This window comes from Cupriavidus pauculus (assembly GCF_008801835.1).
GTDB classification, from domain to species: domain Bacteria; phylum Pseudomonadota; class Gammaproteobacteria; order Burkholderiales; family Burkholderiaceae; genus Cupriavidus; species Cupriavidus pauculus.
The window spans coordinates 1-22414 of the sequence record NZ_VZOW01000040.1 but is presented as its reverse complement, the minus strand read 5'-3'; the positions used below and the strand labels follow the sequence as shown (position 1 = coordinate 22414).

At 64.1% G+C, this 22414-nt stretch carries 24 protein-coding genes; 5 read left to right on the top strand and 19 right to left on the bottom strand.

What is annotated here, in order from left to right; translation table 11 throughout:
• Position 1 precedes the first annotated feature (1 nt).
• From F7R19_RS25855 to F7R19_RS25835, 6 genes are all read right to left on the bottom strand, one after another.
• Positions 2-607, bottom strand: a complete 606-nt coding sequence (locus F7R19_RS25855) for a cytochrome c oxidase assembly protein (RefSeq protein ID WP_150982477.1) — start codon at positions 605-607, stop codon at positions 2-4.
• Positions 608-643: 36 nt separating this feature from the next.
• On the bottom strand, positions 644-790 hold the full coding sequence (locus F7R19_RS29915; RefSeq protein WP_167585487.1) for a cytochrome oxidase small assembly protein: 147 nt from the start codon (positions 788-790) through the stop codon (positions 644-646).
• A 55-nt stretch (positions 791-845) separates the two neighbouring features.
• Positions 846-2465 (bottom strand): cytochrome c oxidase subunit I, encoded by a 1620-nt coding sequence (gene ctaD / locus F7R19_RS25850; RefSeq protein ID WP_061957243.1) that lies wholly within the window; start codon positions 2463-2465, stop codon positions 846-848.
• Positions 2466-2507: 42 nt separating this feature from the next.
• Positions 2508-3776 (bottom strand): cytochrome c oxidase subunit II, encoded by a 1269-nt coding sequence (gene coxB / locus F7R19_RS25845; protein WP_150982476.1) that lies wholly within the window; start codon positions 3774-3776, stop codon positions 2508-2510.
• Entirely contained in the window at positions 3773-4354 is a 582-nt protein-coding gene (locus F7R19_RS25840; protein WP_084004015.1) for a DUF2244 domain-containing protein, read from the bottom strand. Before F7R19_RS25840 ends, coxB begins: the two co-directional genes overlap by 4 nt.
• A 275-nt stretch (positions 4355-4629) precedes the next feature.
• Complete coding sequence (locus F7R19_RS25835; RefSeq protein ID WP_061957245.1) at positions 4630-5568, bottom strand: methyltransferase domain-containing protein; 939 nt, start codon at positions 5566-5568, stop codon at positions 4630-4632.
• A 117-nt stretch (positions 5569-5685) separates the two neighbouring features.
• Between F7R19_RS25835 and F7R19_RS25830 the strand changes: the two genes are divergently transcribed.
• On the top strand, positions 5686-6456 hold the full coding sequence (locus tag F7R19_RS25830) for a ComF family protein (protein WP_223505640.1): 771 nt from the start codon (positions 5686-5688) through the stop codon (positions 6454-6456).
• A gap of 52 nt (positions 6457-6508) precedes the next feature.
• Complete coding sequence (gene trmL / locus F7R19_RS25825; protein WP_061957247.1) at positions 6509-6979, top strand: tRNA (uridine(34)/cytosine(34)/5-carboxymethylaminomethyluridine(34)-2'-O)-methyltransferase TrmL; 471 nt, start codon at positions 6509-6511, stop codon at positions 6977-6979.
• Here the strand turns inward: trmL and F7R19_RS25820 are convergent, their stop codons facing one another.
• The 5 genes from F7R19_RS25820 to F7R19_RS25800 form a co-directional block, all read right to left on the bottom strand.
• Positions 6980-7963, bottom strand: coding sequence for a Bug family tripartite tricarboxylate transporter substrate binding protein (locus tag F7R19_RS25820; RefSeq protein ID WP_150982475.1), 984 nt, complete (start codon positions 7961-7963; stop codon positions 6980-6982).
• 40 nt (positions 7964-8003) lie between these two features.
• Positions 8004-9032, bottom strand: a complete 1029-nt coding sequence (locus F7R19_RS25815; protein WP_150982474.1) for an NAD(P)H-dependent glycerol-3-phosphate dehydrogenase — start codon at positions 9030-9032, stop codon at positions 8004-8006.
• A 123-nt stretch (positions 9033-9155) separates the two neighbouring features.
• Complete coding sequence (secB, locus tag F7R19_RS25810; protein WP_061957250.1) at positions 9156-9674, bottom strand: protein-export chaperone SecB; 519 nt, start codon at positions 9672-9674, stop codon at positions 9156-9158.
• Positions 9675-9846: 172 nt separating this feature from the next.
• Positions 9847-10104, bottom strand: coding sequence for a glutaredoxin 3 (grxC, locus tag F7R19_RS25805; RefSeq protein WP_061957251.1), 258 nt, complete (start codon positions 10102-10104; stop codon positions 9847-9849).
• A 98-nt stretch (positions 10105-10202) separates the two neighbouring features.
• Positions 10203-10616 carry a rhodanese-like domain-containing protein gene (locus tag F7R19_RS25800; RefSeq protein WP_150982473.1) on the bottom strand — a complete coding sequence of 138 codons (414 nt, stop codon included), beginning with the start codon at positions 10614-10616 and terminating at the stop codon, positions 10203-10205.
• A gap of 135 nt (positions 10617-10751) precedes the next feature.
• Here F7R19_RS25800 and gpmA point away from each other — a divergent pair, with 135 nt between their 5' ends.
• From gpmA to F7R19_RS25785, 3 genes are all read left to right on the top strand, one after another.
• Positions 10752-11498 (top strand): 2,3-diphosphoglycerate-dependent phosphoglycerate mutase, encoded by a 747-nt coding sequence (gene gpmA, locus F7R19_RS25795; protein WP_061957253.1) that lies wholly within the window; start codon positions 10752-10754, stop codon positions 11496-11498.
• A gap of 198 nt (positions 11499-11696) precedes the next feature.
• A complete protein-coding gene (locus tag F7R19_RS25790; protein ID WP_061957254.1) occupies positions 11697-13313 on the top strand; it encodes a S41 family peptidase in 1617 nt (538 codons plus the stop codon).
• A 105-nt stretch (positions 13314-13418) separates the two neighbouring features.
• Entirely contained in the window at positions 13419-14171 is a 753-nt protein-coding gene (locus F7R19_RS25785) for a HesA/MoeB/ThiF family protein (protein WP_150982472.1), read from the top strand.
• A gap of 231 nt (positions 14172-14402) precedes the next feature.
• On the opposite strand, the gene bfr is transcribed toward F7R19_RS25785, so the two are convergent.
• The 8 genes from bfr to amt form a co-directional block, all read right to left on the bottom strand.
• A complete protein-coding gene (gene bfr, locus F7R19_RS25780; RefSeq protein WP_061957256.1) occupies positions 14403-14882 on the bottom strand; it encodes a bacterioferritin in 480 nt (159 codons plus the stop codon).
• A 137-nt stretch (positions 14883-15019) separates the two neighbouring features.
• The gene (locus F7R19_RS25775) at positions 15020-15325 is read right to left on the bottom strand and encodes a (2Fe-2S)-binding protein (RefSeq protein ID WP_061957272.1); all 306 of its coding nucleotides are present in this window, start codon (positions 15323-15325) and stop codon (positions 15020-15022) included.
• A 221-nt stretch (positions 15326-15546) separates the two neighbouring features.
• Positions 15547-17304, bottom strand: coding sequence for a phosphoenolpyruvate--protein phosphotransferase (gene ptsP / locus F7R19_RS25770; RefSeq protein WP_150982471.1), 1758 nt, complete (start codon positions 17302-17304; stop codon positions 15547-15549).
• Positions 17305-17353: 49 nt separating this feature from the next.
• Complete coding sequence (locus F7R19_RS25765; RefSeq protein ID WP_061957258.1) at positions 17354-17623, bottom strand: HPr family phosphocarrier protein; 270 nt, start codon at positions 17621-17623, stop codon at positions 17354-17356.
• Positions 17592-18047 carry a PTS sugar transporter subunit IIA gene (locus tag F7R19_RS25760; protein WP_061957273.1) on the bottom strand — a complete coding sequence of 152 codons (456 nt, stop codon included), beginning with the start codon at positions 18045-18047 and terminating at the stop codon, positions 17592-17594. The genes F7R19_RS25765 and F7R19_RS25760 overlap by 32 nt, the downstream gene beginning before the upstream one ends.
• A gap of 111 nt (positions 18048-18158) precedes the next feature.
• Positions 18159-19112: a glutathione synthase gene (gshB, locus tag F7R19_RS25755; protein ID WP_150982470.1), complete on the bottom strand. Its 954-nt coding sequence runs from the start codon at positions 19110-19112 to the stop codon at positions 18159-18161.
• A gap of 90 nt (positions 19113-19202) precedes the next feature.
• Entirely contained in the window at positions 19203-20498 is a 1296-nt protein-coding gene (gene gshA, locus F7R19_RS25750) for a glutamate--cysteine ligase (RefSeq protein WP_061957274.1), read from the bottom strand.
• A 513-nt stretch (positions 20499-21011) separates the two neighbouring features.
• The coding region (gene amt, locus F7R19_RS25745) for an ammonium transporter (RefSeq protein ID WP_282959946.1) at positions 21012-22414 on the bottom strand (1403 nt) is incomplete at its 5' end.

Sequence of the window (22414 nt, the reverse complement as noted above, 5' to 3'; positions counted from 1 at the left end):
CTCAGCCTCCCTGCTGCGCTGCCGCGCCATCGGCCGCGCCGGCTGCCGGCGCCTGCGCTACCGGCGTGCCCACCTCAAAAAAGGTGTACGACAGCGTGATGTTCTTCACATCCTTGGGCAGCTTCGGATCGATCACGAAGACCACCGGCATTTCGCGCGCTTCCTTTGCCTTGAGCGTCTGCTGCTTGAAGCAGAAGCACTCCACCTTCTTGAAGTACTCGGTGGCCTGCTTGGGCGCGTAGCTCGGAATCGCCTGAGCCGAAATATCGCGCGCCTGTCCGTTTGCCACTTCGTAGACGATCGTCGTCAACTCGCCCGGATGCACTTCCATCGAATGCTTCACGGGGCGGAACGCGAACGGCCCGCGCGCGTTGGAATCGAATTCCACGGTGATCGTGCGGCTCTTGTCGATCTGCGTATTCTTGACCGCGCTGGCACCGTAGAGGTCGCGCGTGGTCACCACGTTCAGCCCGGTAATGTCGCAGATCGCCTTGTACAGCGGCACGAGCGCGTAGCCAAAGCCAAACATCAACGTCACCACCACCAGCAGGCGAAACATCATGCCGCGGTTGAAGCGCTTCTCGATAGCCCTGTCCTGCGCGTCCACGCCAGTCTCCTGCTAGTTCATTCTTCTCTTCGGCTTTCAGCCGCCAAGAAATTTCATCTTGGCAACGAATCCCAGGAAAAAGACCATCACGATCGACAGAAGGATCCAGCCCAGGCGCCGGTTGGCGGCTTTCTGGCTGGCTTGTCGCTCCTGCTGCGACGGGCTTTTTACTGAGGGCTGCATGATGTGCGGATCGGATTGGCCGGATGCGCGACGCATCCGGCCTGTGTGAGTGCGATTACTTCACCAACGGCGGTTCTTCGAAGGTATGGAACGGCGCCGGCGACGGCACGGTCCATTCCAGGCCTTCCGCGCCATCCCACGGCTTGTCGCCGGCAGCTTCGCCGCCACGGTACGACGGCAGTACCACGGCGAAGAAGAAGTACACCTGCATCAGGCCGAAGCCCAGCGCACCGATCGACGCCACGGCATTGAAGTCCGTGAACTGGGTCGGATAGTCGGCATAGCGACGCGGCATGCCGGCCAGACCCAGGAAGTGCATCGGGAAGAAGGTGACGTTGAAGAAAATCAGCGAGCCCCAGAAATGGATCTTGCCGCGCATCTCGTCATACTTGAAGCCGCTCCACTTCGGCCCCCAGTAGTAGAAGCCCGCAAACAGCGCGAACAGCGAGCCCGCCACCAGCACGTAGTGGAAGTGCGCCACGATGAAGTAGGTGTCCTGCAGCTGGATGTCGATCGGCGCCACGGCCGGCATCAGGCCGGTGAAACCGCCGATCGTGAACACGAAGATGAAGCCGATCGCGAACAGCATCGGGGTTTCGAACGTCATCGAACCGCGCCACATGGTGGCGATCCAGTTGAAGATCTTCACGGCCGTGGGCACCGCGATCAGCATCGTCGCGTACATGAAGAACAGCTGGCCAGTCACCGGCATGCCAGTGGTGAACATGTGGTGCGCCCAGACGATGAACGACAGGATCGCGATCGACGCCGTGGCGTACACCATCGAGCTGTAGCCGAACAAGCGCTTGCGCGCGAAGGTAGGCACGACGTGCGAGATGATGCCGAACGCCGGCAGGATCATGATGTACACCTCGGGGTGCCCGAAGAACCAGAAGATGTGCTGGTACATCACCGGGTCGCCGCCGCCGGCGGCCGAGAAGAAGCTCGTGCCGAAGTGGCGGTCCGTCAGCACCATCGTGATGGCGCCGGCCAGCACCGGCATCACGGCGATCAGCAGGTAGGCGGTGATCAGCCAGGTCCAGCAGAACATCGGCATCTTCATCAGCGTCATGCCCGGCGCGCGCATGTTGAGGATGGTGACGATGATGTTGATCGACCCCATGATCGACGACGCGCCCATGATGTGCATGGCAAAGATTGCCAGGTCCATGCCCGGGCCCATCTGCACCGACAGCGGCGCGTACAGCGTCCAGCCCGCGGCGGTGGCGCCGCCCGGCACGAAGAACGAGCCGACCAGCATCAGCGCGGCCGGCGGCATCAGCCAGAAGCTGAAGTTGTTCATGCGCGCGAAGGCCATGTCCGATGCGCCGATCTGCAGCGGGATCATCCAGTTCGCGAAGCCCACGAACGCCGGCATGATCGCGCCGAACACCATGATCAGACCGTGCATCGTGGTGAACTGGTTGAACAGTTCGGGACGGAAGAACTGCAGGCCCGGCTCGAACAGCTCCAGGCGGATCAGCAGCGCCAGCACGCCGCCGGACAGCAGCATGGTGAACGCGAACAGCAGGTACAGCGTGCCGATATCCTTGTGGTTGGTCGCAAACAGCCAGCGTCGCCAGCCGTGCGGATGATCGTGCGCGTGGTCATCGTGACCATGATCGTGCGCGTGGTCGTGCGGATGGCCCAGTGTCTCCGGGGTAGCGGTACTCATCGCAATGACTCCATCAATTCCTGAATGCGGGGCTGCCGCGGGTCAGCCTGCGACGCGGTTACCCGCGAGGCTGGCCTGCTTGTCGTTGGACGTGGTCGGCGTGGCGGCCTTGGGCGCCGCATCGCCGGCGCCGGCTTGTGCGCCGCCGCCTTCCGGGAATTTGCCGGCGCGCGCCTGCGAGAAGTCCGCCGGCTGGATTACTTCGCCGGTCTTGTTGCTCCAGCTGTTGCGCGTGTACGTCATGACCGCGGCCAGCTCGGTGTCCGACAACTGCTTCCACGACGGCATGCCGCCCTTGCCTTCGAGCAGGATATGCATCTGGCCTGCCTTCGGGCCGTTGACGACCTTCGAGCCGTCAAGCGCCGGGAACGCGCCGCCGCCCTTGCCGGTCGGCTGGTGGCAGACCGCGCAATTCGCCGCGTAGACCTTTTCGCCGCGCACCTTGATTTCGTCGAGCGTCCAGGTCTTGTTGGGATCGTCCGCCGCGGCCGCCATCAGCTTTTTCTTGTCGTCGACCCACTTCGCGTATTCGGGTTCGGACACCACGCGCACCACGATCGGCATGAACGCATGTTCCTTGCCGCACAGCTCTGCGCACTGTCCGCGATAGATACCGGTCTTTTCGGCGCGGAACCAGGTGTCGCGCACAAAGCCCGGAATCGCATCCTGCTTCACGCCGAAGGCGGGAATCATCCAGGCGTGGATCACGTCGTTGGCGGTGGTGACGATGCGGATCTTCTTGTTGACCGGCACCACCAGTTCGTTGTCCACCTCCATCAGGTAGGTGTTCGACTTTTCCTGCTGGTTGTTGATCTGCTCGCGCGGCGTGGTCAGCGTGGACACGAACGAGATGCCCTCGCCCTGGCCCTTGAGGTAGTCATACCCCCACTTCCACTGGTAGCCGGTGGCTTTGATCGTGATGTCCGAATTGGTGGTGTCCTTCATCGCCACCACGGTCTTGGTGGCCGGCAGCGCCATCGCGATCACGATCAGGAACGGCACGATGGTCCAGATCACTTCCACGGTGATGCTTTCGTGGAACGACGCGGCCTTGGCGCCCTTGCTCTTGCGATGCTTGAAGATGGAATAGAACATCACGCCGAACACGGCGATGAAGATCACAGTACAAATGATCAGCATCATCCAGTTCAGCCAGTGAATCTGTTCGGCGATTTTTGTAACGGGTTCGGCCAGATTAAGTTGCCGCACGGCGGGGCCGCCCGGCATGTCACTGACCGCGGAGGCCGCCTGGCTGACAAGCAGGGACGCGCCTGCCAGACATGCTGCGGATGCCTTCTTCCACATTTTCATTGTTTATCTACCCAATTTACAGATTCAAATCTGTCCCCGCCCTGCCCCGCATCGCGTCCGATCGGAACGCCATGCAAGGCCGCCGCGAGCTCCTGCGCGAACTTGCGCCGCCGGTACGGGTCCAGATGACACCCCACCCGCACGGTGCGCTTGCCCGACCGCAAGACCACCAGCGCCCGGAACGATTCACCCAGTTCAATCCGCACCCACTGTGGATTGAATACTTCCCGCGTGACCCGACTGGCGCTGGCTGTCTCCACGACCAGCATGCCGTCGGTCACACTCACGCGTTCATAATCCGCCGCATGGCGCGCATACGCCAGCAGGGCAATCCCCAGCCCGATCAGTTCCAGGCCGGCAAACGGCAACACGAGCCAGGCCCCATGCCAGGCGACAAGAAACGCCGCGATGGACATGGAAAAACATGCGATGGAGAAGTAGAACCAGCCGACCTGGCGTGGAGAGAGCGAGCAATTGCGCTTCATCAGCCAGTCGTTGCTCGGCAAGGGGGTGCGTCCGTCGAGATTTCCGCCGGAGTCACCTACTGCCGTCTGGAATGCGATACCCAAGTCTTGCATCGCCAACCACTCTGCATCGGATGCACACCCGGGACGAAACCCGCGTCAGGCAAGCACGTGCGTAGTGCCTTCCGGATGCGTTCTTGTGCCAGGGGACCACTGCGACAAACCGGCCCATTATATGGCGCTTCGCATACCTGAACAACATAGGATTTGACCGCAGTGCTTGCCTTCCCGATTTTTTTGTGCATCAGGCAAGCGCTGCCGATAGGCAACACAAACGATGCGCCCCGATTGTCGGCCAACCGGGGCGGCAAACGCGATGTCGCGCGCCGTCAGCTGCGTGGCCGCGCCCGCCCGATCTTGTCGACCGGAATAATCGCGCGCCCCAGATCGTCCGTCGCCTGCTTGCCACGCGGCGGAATTTTCCATGCATGGCCGTAGACAATCTCGAACGTCAATGGGATCACGCCATCGGCGTTGCGCAAACCATCGAGCGCCGCGAGCACGGCCCGGCGCCATCCCTTGCCACGCAAACCCGCGTTGCCCGGGCGGCGCAGTCCGCCGAACGCCTGCACTTCTCGCAACAGCGTTTCAGCCGATTCGTAAGTGACGGTCAGCGTTTCCATGTCCATCACAGGGGTGGACCAGCCGCTGTGCACGAGCATGTCGCCAATGTCGTGCATGTCGACGAAGCGCAGCGTATGCGCATCCAGATCGACCTGCGCGAACGCGGCGCGCAATTCCTTGAGTGTGTCGGGGCCGAACAGCGAGAACATCACCAGCCCATCGTCGGCAGCCACACGATGCCACTCCGGAAACACGCGGTGCGGTTCGGGATGCCAGTGCAACGCGAGGTTGGACCACAACAGATCGAAGCTGGCGGCGCCAAACGGCAATGTGGCAAGATCGCCCTGCACCAGGTCGAACATCGGACGCTTGCCGAGCAGGCGTCCGATCCAGCCGGGCCGGCGCTGCGGATCGCGCTGTCCCGCCTGCTGGAGCATCGCGCCGGAGATATCGAGACCGGCGATCTGCGCGTCGGGAAACCGCGCACGCAATCCCGCGAGACCCTGTCCATGCCCGCAGCCGATATCGAGCGCGCGGCGCGGCGACAGCTTGACCACCTCCATGCGCTCCTGCATGCGCTGGCCAATCTCGCCAAGCAGAAAATCAAGCTGGCCGAAGCGCGGGCTGCGGCGGTCGAAAGCAAGCCGGGTCAGCCGCGCGGGCGGCAACCAGGCATCAGGGGAATCGGTGGCATGCAGGGACACGGACAAGCAGGACGGAAAGAAACCAATCGGCGGACAGTGCGGCAAAGTGTCGCACCTTCGGACGGTCGTCGCACGCACCGCGGGCCGACCGGACCCGAAGTATACGCGCGCCCGCCGATGGCTGCCGGCGCGCAGCCCACGCGCAAGGCGGCGCCGGAACGGGCACGGAATGCAGTCGCGCGCGTGACGCCGGAAGCGGCGCCGCCCACCGCGACGGGGCGGCTGTCGATATGGTCGGCCTTGCTGCCATCAGCCTGCCTGTTGTGCGCGGCGGTCCAGCGCGATGTCGTATGCGCGGCCTGCGCCGGCGCCTTGCGACACGCCGCGCCCAGATGTCCGCGCTGCGCGCTACCCGGCGGAGGCCACTGCGGCGTTTGCGCCGACGACGACCCCATCGACGCAACGCTTACGCTGGGCGACTATGCCGATCCTTTCGACGCGCTGGTCCAGCGGCTCAAGTTCGGCGCCAAATTGCCGGCCGCGCATTGGATCGCCGCGCAACTGGCCGGCTGTGTGCAGGCATCCGGCGCCGCGCCGGACTTGATCGTCCCCATTCCGCTGTCGCCAGCGCGTCTGGCCGAGCGCGGCTTCAATCAGGCATGGGAAATCGCACGGCCGCTTGCGCGGCAGTTGGGCGTCGCAGCCATGGCCACTGCGTTGGTGCGCCATCGCCATACAGCCAGCCAGCGCGAATTCGATCTGGATGCGCGCCGGGCGAACGTCCAGGGGGCGTTTGCGGTGCATCCCACGGCATCGCTGGTCGGGCGGCACGTTGGACTGGTCGACGATGTGATGACCACAGGCGCCACCCTGCGCGAGGCCGCACGGGTGCTCAAGGCGCACGGCGTAGCGCGCGTCACGGCGCTGCCGGCACTTCGCACGCCGTGACACCGGGTGCCGTACGGGTTAAGCTGCGCTCCGGTTTTTGAGTCCTCAGCCCATGTTCAACGTCGTCCTTGTCGAACCCGAAATCCCGCCGAACACCGGCAATGTGATTCGCCTGTGCGCCAATACCGGCGCGCAGTTGCATCTGGTCAAACCACTGGGATTTCCGCTCGAAGATGCCCGCATGCGGCGCGCGGGCCTGGATTATCACGAGTACGCAACGATGCGCGTGCATGACAGCTGGGACGCGCTGATGGCCGCCGAACAACCGGATCCGGCGCGCATGTTCGCGCTGACCACTCATGGCTCGACGCCGTTCGGTCAGGTCAGCTTTGCCCCGGGCGACTGGTTCGTGTTCGGTTCTGAAACGCGCGGGCTGTCGCCCGAGCGCCGCGAATGGTTTCCGGCTGCACAGCGCATCCGGCTGCCAATGCGGCCCAACAATCGCAGCCTGAACCTGTCCAACACGGTGGCCGTGGTGGTCTTCGAAGCCTGGCGGCAGAACGGATTCGCGGGCGGCGCCTGATCAATTTTCCGGCTGCACATTGGCAGCGCGGATCACCTTGTCCCATCGCGCTTTCTCGCTGACCATCGTCTGGCGCAGCGACGCCGGCGCGGTGCCAGCCGGCACAAAGTATTGCGCACGCATTTTCTCGCGCACGTCGTCGCTGCCGATTATCTTCACCAGTTCGCGATAGAGCCGATCGACGATCGGCGCAGGCGTGCCGGCCGGCGCGAGAATGGCCTGCCACGAGATCGCCTCGAAACCCGGATAACCCGATTCGGCCACCGTCGGCACCGACGGCAGCACAGCCGTGCGGCCGGTCGACGTCACGGCCAGCAGGCGCAACTTGCCCGCATTGACCATTGGCATGGCGATGGCAGGCACCATGAAGCCGGCCTGCACCTGGCCGCCGATCATGGCCGTGGTGATCTGCGGAAATCCCGGATAAGGCACGTGTTGCAAGTCGATGCCAGCCATTGCCTTGAGCTGCTCCATTCCCAGATGGGCTGCACTGCCGTTGCCGACCGAACCATAGTTCAACGCGCCGGGCTTGGCTTTGGCCAGCGCGACGAATTCGCGGAGGCTGTGCACCGGCAGGCGCGCATCGATCGCCAGCACATTGGGCGACGTGGCAACCAGCGTCACCGGCGCCAGCTGTTTCATTGGGTCATAGCTCAGATGCCGGTACAGCGAAGGCGCGGTGACCAGCGGACCGTTAATGGTGAACAGCAACGTATAGCCATCGGGCGCGGCCTTGGCCACGGCGCCCGTGCCGATATTGCCGCCAGCACCGGGGCGGTTTTCGATCACGATGGGCTGGCCCAGTGCAAGCGCCAGCTTTTCCGTGACGATGCGCGCGATCAGGTCCGGCGACGAACCCGCCGGAAACGGCACGACCATGCGGATCGGCCTGCTGGGCCAGTCATCGGCGACGGCCTGCGCCGGACGCAGCGCGGCTGCGGGGGATGCGACGAGCGCAAGAATGGCTTGGCGGCGGGAAAGCACTGTTCAGGTTGTTTGTGCGCGGGTGAGAAAAATCCGACGATCATTCATCGCGTGCGTCGCGCTGAAGCAAGCGCGCCACGGCATCGGCGGCGGGCAGATCTTCGAACAGGACCGCGCAGACAGCGCGCGTGATCGGCATTTCCACGCCATGCCGCGCCGCCAGCGCGGCGACAGCCTTGGCGCAACGCACGCCCTCGGCCACATGCCCAAGTCCGTGCAGGATCTGCTCCAGCGTCTTGCCGGCGGCCAGTTGCTGCCCTACCTTGCGGTTGCGCGACAAGTCGCCGGTGGCCGTCAGGATCAGGTCGCCAACGCCGGCCAGCCCCATGAAGGTTTCCGAGCGGCCGCCCAGCGCCACCCCAAGCCGCGTCATTTCCGCCAGGCCGCGCGTCACCAGCGCGGCGCGCGCGTTGAGACCAAGGCCGAGCCCGTCGCTCGCGCCGGTGGCGATCGCCAGCACATTCTTGACCGCGCCGCCGACTTCGACGCCGATCAAATCGTCGCTGCCATAGACGCGCATGGCGTGATGGTGGAACGCCGCCTGCGCGCGGTCCGCCAGCACATGCGCGGTGCCGGCCACCGTCAGCGCGCAGGGCAAGCCCTGCGCCACTTCCTTGGCAAAGCTGGGGCCGGTCAGCACGCCAAATTCGATGTCCCCTTGCGCAATACCCAGGGCATCGAGTTCCTCGCGCACCATCTGGTGCGGCAGCGCGTGTGTGTCGGCCTCGAAGCCTTTGCACAGCCACAGCATCGACAGTGGCGCGTTGCGGCGCCGCGCCGCCAGCCGGCGAGTCATTTCGCGCAGCCCGGCGACGGGCGTGGCGACGATCAGCAGCCCTTGGGGATCGGCAAGCGCGTGATCGACGGCGCGATCGAAATCGGGCTGGCAAACCAGCCGCGCCGACAGCGCCACGCCGGGCAGGTACGCGACATTGATGCCGGTCGCGGCGATGGTGGCCAGTTGGTCGGCATCGCGGCCCCAGAGCATCACATCGTGGCGATGGTCGGAGGCGGCATGGCTGGCAAGCGCTGTACCCCACGCTCCGGCGCCAAGGATGGTCAGATTCATGGCAGTTCGGCGAATTGCGCTGTCATGAAGACAGTATGTACGGGACGAGCGACGCCCGTGGACTTCAGAAACACCAAACGGGGCCGAAGCCCCGTCTGGCACACATCGAAACCGAAGTTCCGATCAGTGGCGCGCCTGGCTGCCGTCCGGCAGCACGATGCCGGAATCGCCAGCCTGGGCCTGCGCTTCCTGCATGGCGGCTTGCAGGCGTTGCTCGTAAAGCGCCTGGAAGTTGATTTCCGACAGGTGGATGGCCTGGAAACCGGCGCGCGTGATGACGTCGGCAATGTTGCCGCGGAGGTACGGATAGAGGATGGTCGGGCAGGCGATGCCCAGCAGCGGGTCGAGCTGTTCGGCCGGCACGTTGCGGATATCGAAGATGCCGGCCTGGTGGGCTTCCACCAGGAAGGCGACCTTGTCCTGCACCTTGGTCGTCACGGTGCCCGTCACGACGACTTCGAAAATGCCTTCCTGCAGTTGGGCGGCGCCCACATTCACCTGCACTTCGACCGACGGGGCTTCCGATTCGAGGAAGATGGCCGGCGAATTCGGCTGCTCGAGCGACATGTCCTTCAGGTACACGCGCTGGATGTTGAAGAAGGGCTGGTCTTCCTGCTGGGTGGCTTGTTGCTGGTCGCTCATGAAAGGCTTCCGGATGGATCGGTTTGGGCGCGCGATGCGCCATGCGCTGCCGGCGGCGAAGGCCTCCGGCGGCTGTTTGGAAAGCGCATATGGTACATGACGCCGATGGCGAATTCACCCGGCTCCGGCACTATCAGAATCGTCTTAGCCGCGCGGCACCGCCGCGGCGGGGTCAGGCGGCCAGCAGCGGCGTCAGCCCGCCCTGGCGGTCGAGCGCCGACAGATCGTCGAAGCCGCCGACATGGGTCTCGTCGATGTAGATCTGCGGAACGGTACGGCGTCCGGTGCGGCTCATCATCTCCTCGCGCTTGCCCGGCTCGCGGTCGATCAGGATCTTCTCGATCGTTTCCACGCCGCGCTGCTTGAGCAGGCGCTCGGCCATCTGGCAATAGGGACACACTACCGTGCTGTACATGACGACGCGGGCCATGCGGGATCTCCTTGACTGCAAAAAAAGCAAAACACAGCGGCGCGGTCCGCCCAGGGCAGTACCGCGCCGCGACTGCTTGTTCAATGGGGCTGTTTTCGTTACTTGATGACCGGCAGGCCGGCCTGCTGCCAGGCGGCCATACCGCCATCCAGCGCGTAGACCTCACTGTAACCGGCTTCTTTCAGCGCTGCTTGGGCCTTGCCCGAGCGCTGGCCGGTCTGGCAGATCACGATGATGGGGGTCGCCTTGTCCTTTGCAAGACCAGCGGCGCGGTTGGCGATATCGGCAAGTGGCGCACTCTTCGCTTGCGGCAGATGGCCCTTGGCAAATTCGGCGGCATCGCGGATGTCCACCACTACTGCGTTGCGCTTGTTGATCAGCTGCGTGGCCGCAGCCGTATTGACGCGCTTGCCGCCGGTTCCGGCCTTGATTTGCGGCCAGGCCAGCAGGCCGCCCGAGACCACGGCGATCGCGATCAGGGCCAGGTTGTTATAGTCGGCGAAGAAATTCACGTTGGCATTCCGTTGGGTTGGGTCGGCGGCATTATAAAATACGCGGTTTCGCGCCAGCGCCGATATTTATCGGCCGCCCATGCCCCCGTCGCGTGGCACCATGGCGCCGCAGGTCACTCACTACCCGGAAGCAGCATGTACAAGCTCGTTCTTATCCGCCACGGCGAATCCACCTGGAATCTCGAAAACCGCTTCACCGGCTGGGTCGACGTCGATCTGACCGACACCGGCATCGCGCAGGCCAAGCAGGGCGGCCAACTGCTCAAGGAAGCCGGTTTCAGCTTCGACGTGGCCTATACGTCGGTGCTCAAGCGCGCCATCCGCACGCTTTGGCACGTGCAGGACGAAATGGACCTGATGTGGATTCCCGTGCGCAATGAATGGCGTCTGAACGAACGCCACTACGGCGCGCTGGCCGGCCTGAACAAGGCCGAAACGGCCAAGAAGTATGGCGATGCGCAGGTGCTGGTGTGGCGCCGCAGCTATGACACCCCGCCGCCCGCGCTGGAGCCGACCGACGAACGCGCCTCGTTCAACGATCCACGCTACGCCAACGTGCCGCGCAGCGAAGTGCCGCTGACCGAGTGCCTGAAGGACACCGTGGCCCGCGTGATGCCGTTGTGGAACGAATCGATCGCTCCGGACATCAAAGCCGGCAAGCGCGTTGTGATTGCCGCGCACGGCAACAGCATTCGCGCGCTGGTGAAGTACCTGGATCAGATTTCGGATGACGACATCGTCGGCCTCAACATTCCCAACGGCACGCCGCTCGTGTACGAGCTTGACGCCGACCTGCGCCCCTTGCGCCATTACTACCTGGGCGACCAGGACGCGATCGCCGCGTCGCTGGCGGCCGTGGCCAACCAGGGCAAGGCCGGCTGACGACCGGTGCGCCCGCGCGCCGGTCCGTTTGCCGTCCGGATAGGCGCGCCGTCAGTGTGGCCAGCCACACCATGCGCAGGTGGCCCGCAGGTCTTTTTCTGCGCACCCTCTTATACTGTCGGTCAAATCCGTGCCGGCCAGCCCCGCCGGCCAGCACGGATTTCACCTTGAAAATCCTCACACGTTCAGGCTGCCCTCATGCGTAAGACGCTCAAGAACATTAGCCTCGTCTCAGTCGGCGTCGTTGCCGGCGTGCTGGCCACGCTGCAGATTTCGGCCACCGCCCAGAATGCCTCCGGGCCGTTGCCGCTGGACCAATTGCGGCTGATGTCCGACATCTTCGGGCAGATCAAGCGCGAGTATGTGGAACCGGTCGACGACAAGAAGCTGCTGACCGAAGCCATCAAGGGCATGGTCGCCAGCCTCGATCCGCACTCGGCATACCTCGACGAGAAGGATTTCAAGGAGCTGCAGGAAGGCACGCGCGGCCGTTTCGCCGGCCTTGGCATCGAAATCTCGCAGGAAGAAGGCCTGGTCAAGGTCATCAACCCGATCGAGGACACGCCGGCCTTCCGCGCCGGCATCCAGCCGGGCGACCTGATCACGCGTATCGACGACAAGCCGGTGCGCGGCCTGCCGCTGGAACAGGCTGTCAAGCGCATGCGCGGCGAGCCCGGCACCAAGGTCACGCTGACCATCTACCGCAAGAGCGAGGAACGCACGTTCCCGGTCTCGATCACGCGCGCGGAGATCCGCGTGCAGTCGGTCAAGACCAAGATGCTCGACAACAACACGATCGGCTGGGTGCGCCTGACGAGCTTCCAGGAACGCACCGTGTCCGATCTGGGCCGTCGTCTCAAGGAGATGGCGGAAAAGAACCCGAATCTGAAGGGCATCATCCTGGATCTGCGCAACAACGGTGGCGGCGTGCTGCAGGGCGCCGTGGGCGTTGCGGCGGCGTTCCTGCCCGAAGATGCGACGGTGGTTTCCACCAACGGCCAAGTGCCCGACGCCAAGCGCGTCTACAAGGCGTCGTTCAACAACTACCGGCTGTCGTCGCTCGACGAGGATCCGCTCAAGGACCTGCCGCCGCAGTTCAAGAAGCTGCCGATGATCGTGCTGACCAACGCCTATTCGGCGTCGGCGTCCGAAATCGTGGCGGGCGCGCTGCAGGACCAGAAGCGCGCGCTGATCATGGGCAAGACCACGTTTGGCAAGGGTTCGGTGCAGACCGTGCGTCCGCTGACCAACGACACCGGCATCAAGCTGACCATCGCGTATTACTACACGCCGTCGGGCAAGTCGATCCAGGCCAAGGGGATTCGCCCCGATATCCCGGTCGACCAGAACCCTGAAGGCGATCCGGACGACGCGCTGATCACGCGCGAAATCGACACGGAGCGCCATCTGCACAACAAGCAGGAATCGGAAGAACCCGAAATGGCCGAGCGCGAGCAACGTCGTGTCGACGAACTGCGTCGCCTGGAGGAAGAAAACGCCAAGAAGACGCCGGAAGAGCGCGAGAAGGAACGCAAGAAGAAGCCAGTGGAATTTGGCTCGGCCGACGACTTCATGCTGCAGCAAGCGATCGCGCAGCTCGACGGCAAGCCGGTGCAGCGCTCCAAATCGCGCCTCGAAGCGACCGGCACGGCGGGCAAGCCCGACACCAAGGAAGAAAAGCAGGAAGGCAAGTCCGGCAAGACGCCTGCGGCCAAGCCGGCCGCTAAGCCCGCGCCGTCCAAGCAGCCGGCCAGCCAGCCGCCCGCCAGCGCACCGATGGGCGATCCGCTGGGCACGCCGACCGGCAAGAAGTAATCAAGCCGCGCCGCCGCCCGCTACGGTGCGGCGGCGGCGCTTGCAGAGAGCTGCCTGCGGCCCGCGGTATTGCACCGGCGGGCCGTTTTTGTTTGCAGATGACCCATGAATGACAACCAGCTGCTGCGCTATTCGCGCCATATTTTGCTCGACGAGATCGGGATCGAAGGCCAGGAGCGCTTGCTCGCCGGCCGCGTGCTGGTCGTCGGCGCGGGCGGTCTTGGCGCGGCCGCGATGCCCTACCTGGCTTCCGCCGGCGTGGGGCACCTCACGATCGTCGATGACGACGATGTCGACCTGACCAACCTGCAGCGCCAGATCCTCCACACCACCGCCAATGTCGGACGGCCCAAGGTGGAGTCGGCCAGGGAAGGTCTGCTGCGCATCAATCCCGATATCGATGTCGAGCTGGTGTCGCAGCGCGTCGGCGATGCCGAACTCGATGGCCTTGTGGCGGGTGCCGATGTGGTGCTCGATTGCTGCGACAACTTCGCCACGCGCCAGGCGGTCAACCGCGCCTGCCTGAAACATCGCAAGCCATTGGTATCGGGTGCGGCACTGCGCTTCGACGGTCAGGTCAGCGTGTATGACCTGCGCCAGACCGATGCCCCCTGCTACGGCTGCCTGTTTCCTCCGTCGGAGCCCGCGCCGGAAGCGGCCTGCGCGACGATGGGTGTGTTCGCGCCGCTGGTGGGCATGGTCGGCACTGTCCAGGCGGCCGAAGCGCTAAAGGTGCTGGCCGGCGTCGGCCAGACGCTGTCCGGGCGCCTGCTAATGGTCAATGCAATGACGATGGAATGGACCACGATGCGGCTGGCGCGTACGCCGGACTGCGAGGTCTGCGGGGAAAGTCACTGAGGCTGGAGGCGGCTGGCGCGTGGCCGGGGAACGTTGCCGGATCCTGACGATCCCGCGTCGGAGCCCTCCTCGCGGGATCGCCAATGTCAGCGAAAAACGACTGGATGGAGACAAGAATCCGAATGAGAAAGGTTATTGCCTCATCCGATGCGTGAGCGTGGCGCCATCCGCACCACGCCGCGAACCATCCGCTGCCCGGAAACGCAGGCGGCGGGCGGCGGCTAGCCAGGCTTATTGCTCGCCCGGCTCCATCTGGGACTGCAGGTAGTTCTGCAGACCAACCTTGTCGATCAGGTCCAGCTGCGTTTCCAGATATTCGATGTGCTCTTCCGTGTCGGTAAGGATATCGACCAGGATTTCGCGGCTGACGTAGTCGCCGACCGATTCGCAGTACGCAATGCCTTCCTTGACGGTCTGGTGCGCGGTCTGCTCGAGCTTCAGGTCGCACTTGAGCATTTCGGGCGTGTCTTCGCCGAGCAGCAGCTTGTGCAGGTCTTGCAGGTTCGGCAGTCCGTCCAGCATCAGGATGCGGTCGATCAGGCGGTCGGCGTGCTTCATTTCGCCGATCGATTCCTTGTATTCGACATCGCCGAGCTTCTTCAGGCCCCAATGGCGATACATGCGCGCGTGCAGGAAATACTGGTTGATCGCGGTCAGCTCGTTCTTGAGCTGAGCGTTCAGGTGCTGGATGACCTTCTTGTCACCTTTCATACGGGGGCTCCGGTTACAGACAACAACGAACCCGGCCCTCGGATGGTGGTGATATCGGGAAACGAAAAAACGCGCCGCGGATGAACATCCTGGCGCGCTTCTGAAACCACACGTTGTTCGGTGGAACGCTTCCTGAGTCAGGCGACCAGCGCGGTACGCTGGTCGTTCGCGACTGCCGGGTCACGAGCGTCCATTATGGCATGTGACGCAGCAGACGAACAGGTCGATATTTCGACCACCTGAATCGTCGAGATTTTCGAAGCCTTCATGGTCTGCACGGCGGCCACGCCTTCGCACAGCACCTGTTTCGCGCAGTCGCGGCAACGGCCGCAGCAGGTTCCCACACCGAGCGTTTCGGCCAGCTCGTCGAGCGTGGTCACGCCAAGATGAGCTGCGCCATGGATCTCATGGTCGGTAACCTGGTTGCAAATGCAAACGTACACAAAAGCCTCCTCGGACAGCGACGGCACCGGCATGCCGTTCGCGATGAGAGGCAGAATATCAGAGATCGAAAATGATAACAATTCCCATTAAACAAGAAGGGAATCGCGCTGCACAGCACCGGCAACCGACCCTCTGCAAAGGATTTTATCCATCACTTATCGGCGCCGATTTGTGGCGTCCATGCCTCGGGGCGCGGCAAAAAACCCTTTAAACCAAAGGGTTACGTGGTCAGCATCTTCAGCGCTGCGCCCAGTTCCTCGGGCTCGTAGCAGGCCAGGATCTGATCGACGGCCTTTTGCAGGCGCTCGCAGTCGGCGTGAATCACCTCCTGCTTCACGCGCAGCAGCTGGGCCGGATGCATGGAAAACTCGCGCAGTCCCATGCCCAGCAACAGACGAGTCATGGCGGGGTCGCCGGCCATTTCGCCGCACACCGCCACCGGCACGCCGGCGTGGTTGGCATCGCGGATCGTGCGCGCGATCAGATGCAGCACCGCCGGATGCAGCGGATCGTACAGGTGGGCCACGGCGTTGTCGGCGCGGTCGATCGCCAGCGTGTACTGGATCAGGTCGTTAGTGCCGATCGACAGGAAATCCATGCGCTTCAGAAACAGCGGCAGTATCAGCACGGCGGCCGGGATCTCGATCATGGCGCCGACCTTGACGCCGGGATCATAGGGCTGGCCGCGACTGTCGAGCTGGCGCTTGGCCTGCGCGATCAATTCGAGCGTCTGGTCGATCTCGCTGGCGTGCGCGAGCATCGGTATCAGCAGGCGGACCGGGCCGAACGCGGACGCGCGCAGCAACGCGCGCAATTGCGTCAGGAACATGGTCGGCTCCGACAGCGACCAGCGGATCGCGCGCAGTCCAAGCGCAGGATTGAGGGCCGTTTCGAAATCGCTGGTGATGCCGTCCAGCGGCTTGTCGGCGCCAATGTCGATGGTGCGGATCGTGACCGGCAGCCCGTGCATCGCCTCCACTGCATTGCGATAGGCCTGGAACTGTTCTTCCTCGTCCGGCAGTTCGTCGCGCCGGTTCATGAACAGGAATTCCGAGCGGAACAGGCCCACGCCCACCGCGCCGGCGGCCAGCGCGGCGCCGGCATCTTCGGCCATTTCGATATTGGCCAGCAGCTCGATTTCGAGCCCATCGAGCGTAACAGCCGGCATATGGCGCAACCGCTGCAGGCGCTTTTTCTCGAGCGCGCGCTCGCTCTGGCGGTGCCGGTATTCCTCAAGAATGATGGCCGACGGATCGACGATGACCAGGCCCGCATCGCCGTCGATGATGATCCAGTCGTCCTGGCGAATCAGTTCGCTGGCGTTTTTCACGCCCACCGCGGCGGGAATGTCGAGGCTGCGCGCCACGATCGCCGTGTGCGAAGTGCGCCCGCCCAGATCGGTGACGAAGCCGTGGAAAATCGTGTGCTTGAACTGCAGCATGTCGGCCGGACCGATGTCGTGGGCGACCACGATCACGCCCGGCGCCGCCTCGCCGTCCGGCGCCAGCGCGGGCACCGGCGCGGGCGCCAGGACCGGTGCGCCGGCCAGCACCTTGAGAATCCGCTCAACCACCTGCTGGATGTCGGCCTTGCGCTCGCGCAGATACTCGTCTTCGATCTCGTCGAACTGGCGCATCAGTTCCTCGAGGCGCGTGGTCAGCGCCCACTCCGCGTTATAGCGGCGCTGGAGGATCAACTGCTCGGGCTCGCGCGACAGCGCCTCGTCGTCGAGGATCATCGCGTGCACGTCCAGGAACGCGCCCATTTCCTCGGGCGCCTCGCGCGGCAGATCACGCTTGAGCGTGCGCAGTTCGGCCCGCACCGTGGCGCGCGCCGCGCGCAGGCGCTCGACTTCTGCGTCGAGGCGGTCTTCGTCGACCAGATAGTGCGATACGTCGAGCGCAGCCGGCGCCAGGATGTGGGCGCGCCCGATGGCGACCCCACGCGAAACCGGAATGCCGTGCAAGGCAAAGGGCATGACCCGCTCCGTCAGGAACGTTAAGGAATACTGCTTGTAGCGCCGGAGCTCATTCGCCTTCGCCGAAACGGTTGGCGATCAGCGCCAGCAACGCGTCCATCGCCTCCTGCTCGTCGGGACCTTCCGTCTCCAGCGTGACCGTCGACCCGATGCCAGCGGCCAGCATCATCACGCCCATGATGCTCTTGGCGTCGACCTGGCGACCGTTGCGGGACATTTTTACCTGGCTTTTGAAGCTGCCCGCCAGTTGCGTGAGCTTGGCGGAGGCACGGGCGTGCAGCCCGAGCTTATTGATGATGGTGGTGTCCCTCTGCAGCATATTTGTCGGGATGATTAGCGGTTTGATTCTGGACGGTTGTCGTGCCCACCTGGAGCACGCCCTGGGCACCACCGGCGAGCGCCTTGGTGGCCAACTGGTCAAGCTTTTCGGTGCGGTAGCAGATGGCCCGCACGAGCATCGGCAAATTGACGCCCGCCAGCACCTTGACTCGCCCCGGATCGGCGAGCTTGGCGGCGATATTGGCCGGCGTGGCGCCGAAGATATCGGTCAACACCAGCGCGCCATTCTCTTCGCAAACGGCTTCCAGGCAGCGGCGCGCTTCGGCAAGCACGGCGGCCGGATCGGCGTCGGCCACCACATCGACGGCCTCGAGCCGCGGCGGCTGCCCGCAGTAGACGTGGGCAGCACAATCGCGCAGCGCCGATGCAAGCGGCGCATGCGCGATAATTAATATTCCTGCCATGATGGTGAATCCGTTGGACTGCCACGAATTGTAGCAGGCAGCCTTACGGCCTCCCGGCGTGTTTATGCGGAACGCCCGCACTGTGGCGCCCCAGCATCGAATGATCGCCGATCAGCGACGATCGGCGGCGACGGCCTGCTCCAGTGCGTCGATGAACATGCCGGCCACGTTGAACCCGGTCTGCTGGGCGATTTCCTGGAAACAGGTCGGACTCGTCACATTTACCTCGGTGAGGTAGTCGCCGATCACATCCAGTCCCACCAGCAACAGGCCCTGCTTCCACAGTCCCGGCGCCAGCGTCTCGGCGATCTCGCGGTCGCGCGCGCTCAGCTCCTGCGCACGGCCGATGCCGCCGGCGGCCAGGTTGCCGCGAATCTCGCTGCCTTGCGGAATGCGCGCCAGCGAATAAGGCACAGGCTTGCCGCCGATCAGCAGGATCCGCTTGTCGCCGTCCTTGATCGCCGGGATGTAGCGTTGGATCATCAGCGTGCGCGCGCCGTTGTCGCTTAGCGTCTCGACGATCGACCCCAGGTTCATGCCGTCCGGACCCACGCGGAAGATGCCCATGCCGCCCATGCCGTCGAGCGGCTTGACGATGATGTCGTGGTGCTCGGCGTGGAACGCGCGGATGCGGCCAGCATCACGCGTGACCAGCGTCGGCGTGATGAACTGCGGAAACTGGCCGATCGCCAGCTTCTCGGAATGATCGCGGATGGCCTGCGGCTTGTTGAACACGCGCGCGCCCTGCTTTTCCGCCAGTTCCAGCAGCCACGTGCTGGTGACGTACTCCATGTCGAACGGCGGATCCTTGCGCATCAACACCGCATCGAAAGTGGCCAGCGGCGTCAGCGCGGCCTCGCCCAGCCGGAACCAGTCCTTGCCATCGTCGACAAGATCAAGCGGACGCACCACCGCTTCCACCACGTTGGCCGACAGCGACAGCTGCGATTGCAGGCAGAAATACAGCTCGTGCCCGCGCGCCGCCGCCTCGGTCATCATGGCGTAGGTGGAATCCTTGTACGTCTTGAAGGTTTCCAGCGGATCGGTAATGAACAGGATGCGCATGATGGCTCGTGGCGTCAGGTAAGAGACGTCCGGCGCGGCTTTGGGCGCGCCGGATCGGGGGCGTGCGGCATGCGGGCGGCCCGCCGCGCGTTACAGGATCGGATTCGGATCGGTCTTTTCCAGCTCCACCGACGCCGCCAGCAACGCCAGCCGCGCCACCACGCCATACATGTAGAAGCGGTTGGGCACGGCCGCGCCCGGCTTGGCGTGGCTGTCCGGAATGCCGTTCGGCGCAAACGCCAGCGGCACGAAATGCATGCCCGGCGCGTTCAGGTTCTCGTCGTTGCCACGGCCTGTGTGCACGCGATAGAAGCCGCCGACCACATAGCGGTCGATCATGTACACCACCGGCTCGGCAACGGCTTCGTTGACCTTTTCGAACGTATGCACGCCTTCCTGGATGATCACGTCGGAGACCTCGAGGCCTTCCTTCACGACGCTCATCTTGTTGCGTTCCTTGCGGTTCAGGCCCTTGATCTCGGACGGATCGCGCACGGTCATGATGCCCATGCCGTACGTGCCGGCATCGGCCTTGACCACGACATAGGGCGTTTCCTTGATGCCGTATTCGCGATACTTCTTGGCGATCTTCTTGAGCACGCCTTCCACCGCATCGGCCAGTTCTTCCTCGCCGATCCGCTCGTGGAAGTTCACGCCGGAGGTCCGCGCGAAGTATGGGTTCACCATCCATGGATCGATATCGATCAGCTTGGCGAACTTCTTGGCTACCTCGTCATACGCGGCGAAGTGGCTGCTCTTGCGGCGCGTCGACCAGCCCGCGTGCAGCGGCGGCAGCAGGTACTGTTCGTTGATGTTCTCGAGGATCGGCGGGATGCCTGCCGACAGGTCGTTATTCAGCAGGATCGAACACGGATCGAAATCCTTCAGGCCAAGCCGGCGGCCCTTGGTGCCCAGGCGCGCCAGCGGCTCGACCACCAGCGTCTGGCCGTCGGGCAGCTCGATCGGCGTCGGTTCGGTGATTTCTTCCGACAGCGAGCCAAGCCGCACATTGAGCCCGGCCTGACGCATGATCAGCGACAACCGCGCGACGTTCTGCAGATAGAACATATTGCGGGTGTGACGTTCGGGAATCAGCAGCAGGTTCTTGGCGTCCGGGCAGATCTTCTCGATCGCGGCCATGGCGGCCTGCACGGCAAGCGGCAGCATTTCCGGGGCGAGGTTGTTGAAACCGCCCGGAAACAGGTTCGTATCGACCGGAGCCAGCTTGAAGCCGGCGTTGCGCAGGTCGACGGAACAATAGAACGGCGGAGTATGCTCCTGCCATTCCAGCCTGAACCAGCGCTCGATGGACGGCGTCGCGTCCAGGATCTTCTTTTCCAGTTCGAGCAGCGGACCGTTCAGCGCGGTGATGAGATGCGGGACCATATCCATCCTAGGAATCAGCTTTATTGTCCGCCCCGATTGTAAGGGAACGGCCTCCGGCCTGCTTACGAGCCTTGCATAACCTTATGCGCCGACCGGTGGCAGGGGAAGCGGATATGGGGTCGATCCGCCGATTTCAAACCCCACACGGCCAACGCTGGCGCGGCTGGGCGCATGGCTCGGCGCATGGCTGGGCGCATGGCTGGGCGCATGGCTGGGCGCAAAAAAAAGCGCGGCGTGGCGCCGCGCTTTCAAATGGCCTGACAGATACGGGGAGCGTTCTGCAGGTGGAGGAAACTGCCTCAATGGCACTCTATGCGCGCTCCCAGACAAAGACAATTGAGACTTTTTAAGATCCGATTTAAGCACCCTGCGAATACTGACACGTGTTTGACTGTCGACTCTGCCAATGTGGACAGATTGCGCCGGACATAAAAAAGCCCCGGCGCAAGGCCGGGGCAAAACTCCTGAGAGAAGATTCCCAATCAGCTCTCCAGCACAACACTGTCGCGGATATCAGACTTCGTAGGCGGTCTCGCCGTGCGAGGTGATATCCAGACCTTCGCGCTCCTCTTCTTCCGGCACGCGCAGGCCAATCAGCATGTCCACCAGCTTGTAGGCCACCAGGGCCACCACGCCCGACCACACGATGGTGGTCAGCACGCCTTCGAACTGGATCCAGACCTGGCCGGCGATCGAGTAGTCGTCGGCCACCTTGTTGGCAACGTAGTCGTAGATGCCCACGCCACCGAGGCTCGGCGCCGCGAACACACCGGTCAGCAGCGCGCCGACGATACCGCCCACGCCGTGCACGCCGAACACGTCCAGCGAATCGTCCATGCCCAGCATGCGCTTCAGGCCAGTGACGCCCCACAGGCACAGCAGGCCGGCGATCAGACCCATCACGATCGAACCCATCGGGCCGACGAAGCCGGCAGCCGGGGTGATCGCCACCAGGCCAGCCACCGCACCCGAGGCGCCGCCCAGCATCGACGGCTTGCCCTTGCCGATCCATTCGCCGAAGGTCCACGCCACCACTGCGGCGCAGGTGGCCAGCAGCGTGTTGACGAAGGCCAGCGCAGCGCCGCCGTTGGCTTCCAGGCCCGAACCGGCGTTGAAGCCGAACCAGCCGAACCACAGCAGCGAGGCGCCGACCATCGTGAACGTCAGGCTGTGCGGACGGATGGCTTCGCGGCCAAAACCGATGCGCTTGCCGAACATGAACGCGCCGACCAGACCAGCCACGGCAGCATTGATGTGCACCACGGTGCCGCCTGCGTAGTCAAGCGCGCCCTTCTGGAACAGCCAGCCCGCTTTGGCCGTGGCGGCAGCGCCGGCGGCGGCATCGGTGTAGGCGTCCGGACCCGGCCAGAACCAGACCATATGGGCCATCGGGATGTAGGCGAAGGTGAACCACAGCACCACGAACACCAGCACGGCCGAGAACTTGGCGCGTTCGGCGAAGGCGCCGATGATCAGGCCGCAGGTAATCGCCGCGAAGGCGCACTGGAAGGCGAAGAACACCAGTTCCGGAATCACCACGCCCTTGCTGAAGGTTGCGGTCACCGCATCGGCGTTCAGGCCCTTCATGAACAGACGATCCACGCCGCCGAAGAATGCGTTGCCTTCGGTGAACGCGAAGCTGTAGCCGTAGATGGCCCACAGCAGCGAGACCACCGAAAAGATCATCAGGCACTGCATCAGCACCGACAGCATGTTCTTGGAGCGCACCAGACCGCCGTAGAACAGCGCCAGACCCGGCAGCGTCATCAGAATCACGAAGGCAGTGGCTACCAGCAGCCAGGCGGTATCGCCCTTATTGGGAACCGGCGCCGGCGCTGCGGCGGGCGCGGCTTCGGCAGGGGCGGCGGCAGCAGCCGGGGCAGCTGGCGCGGCCGGTGCGGCAGCTGCGGGCCCAG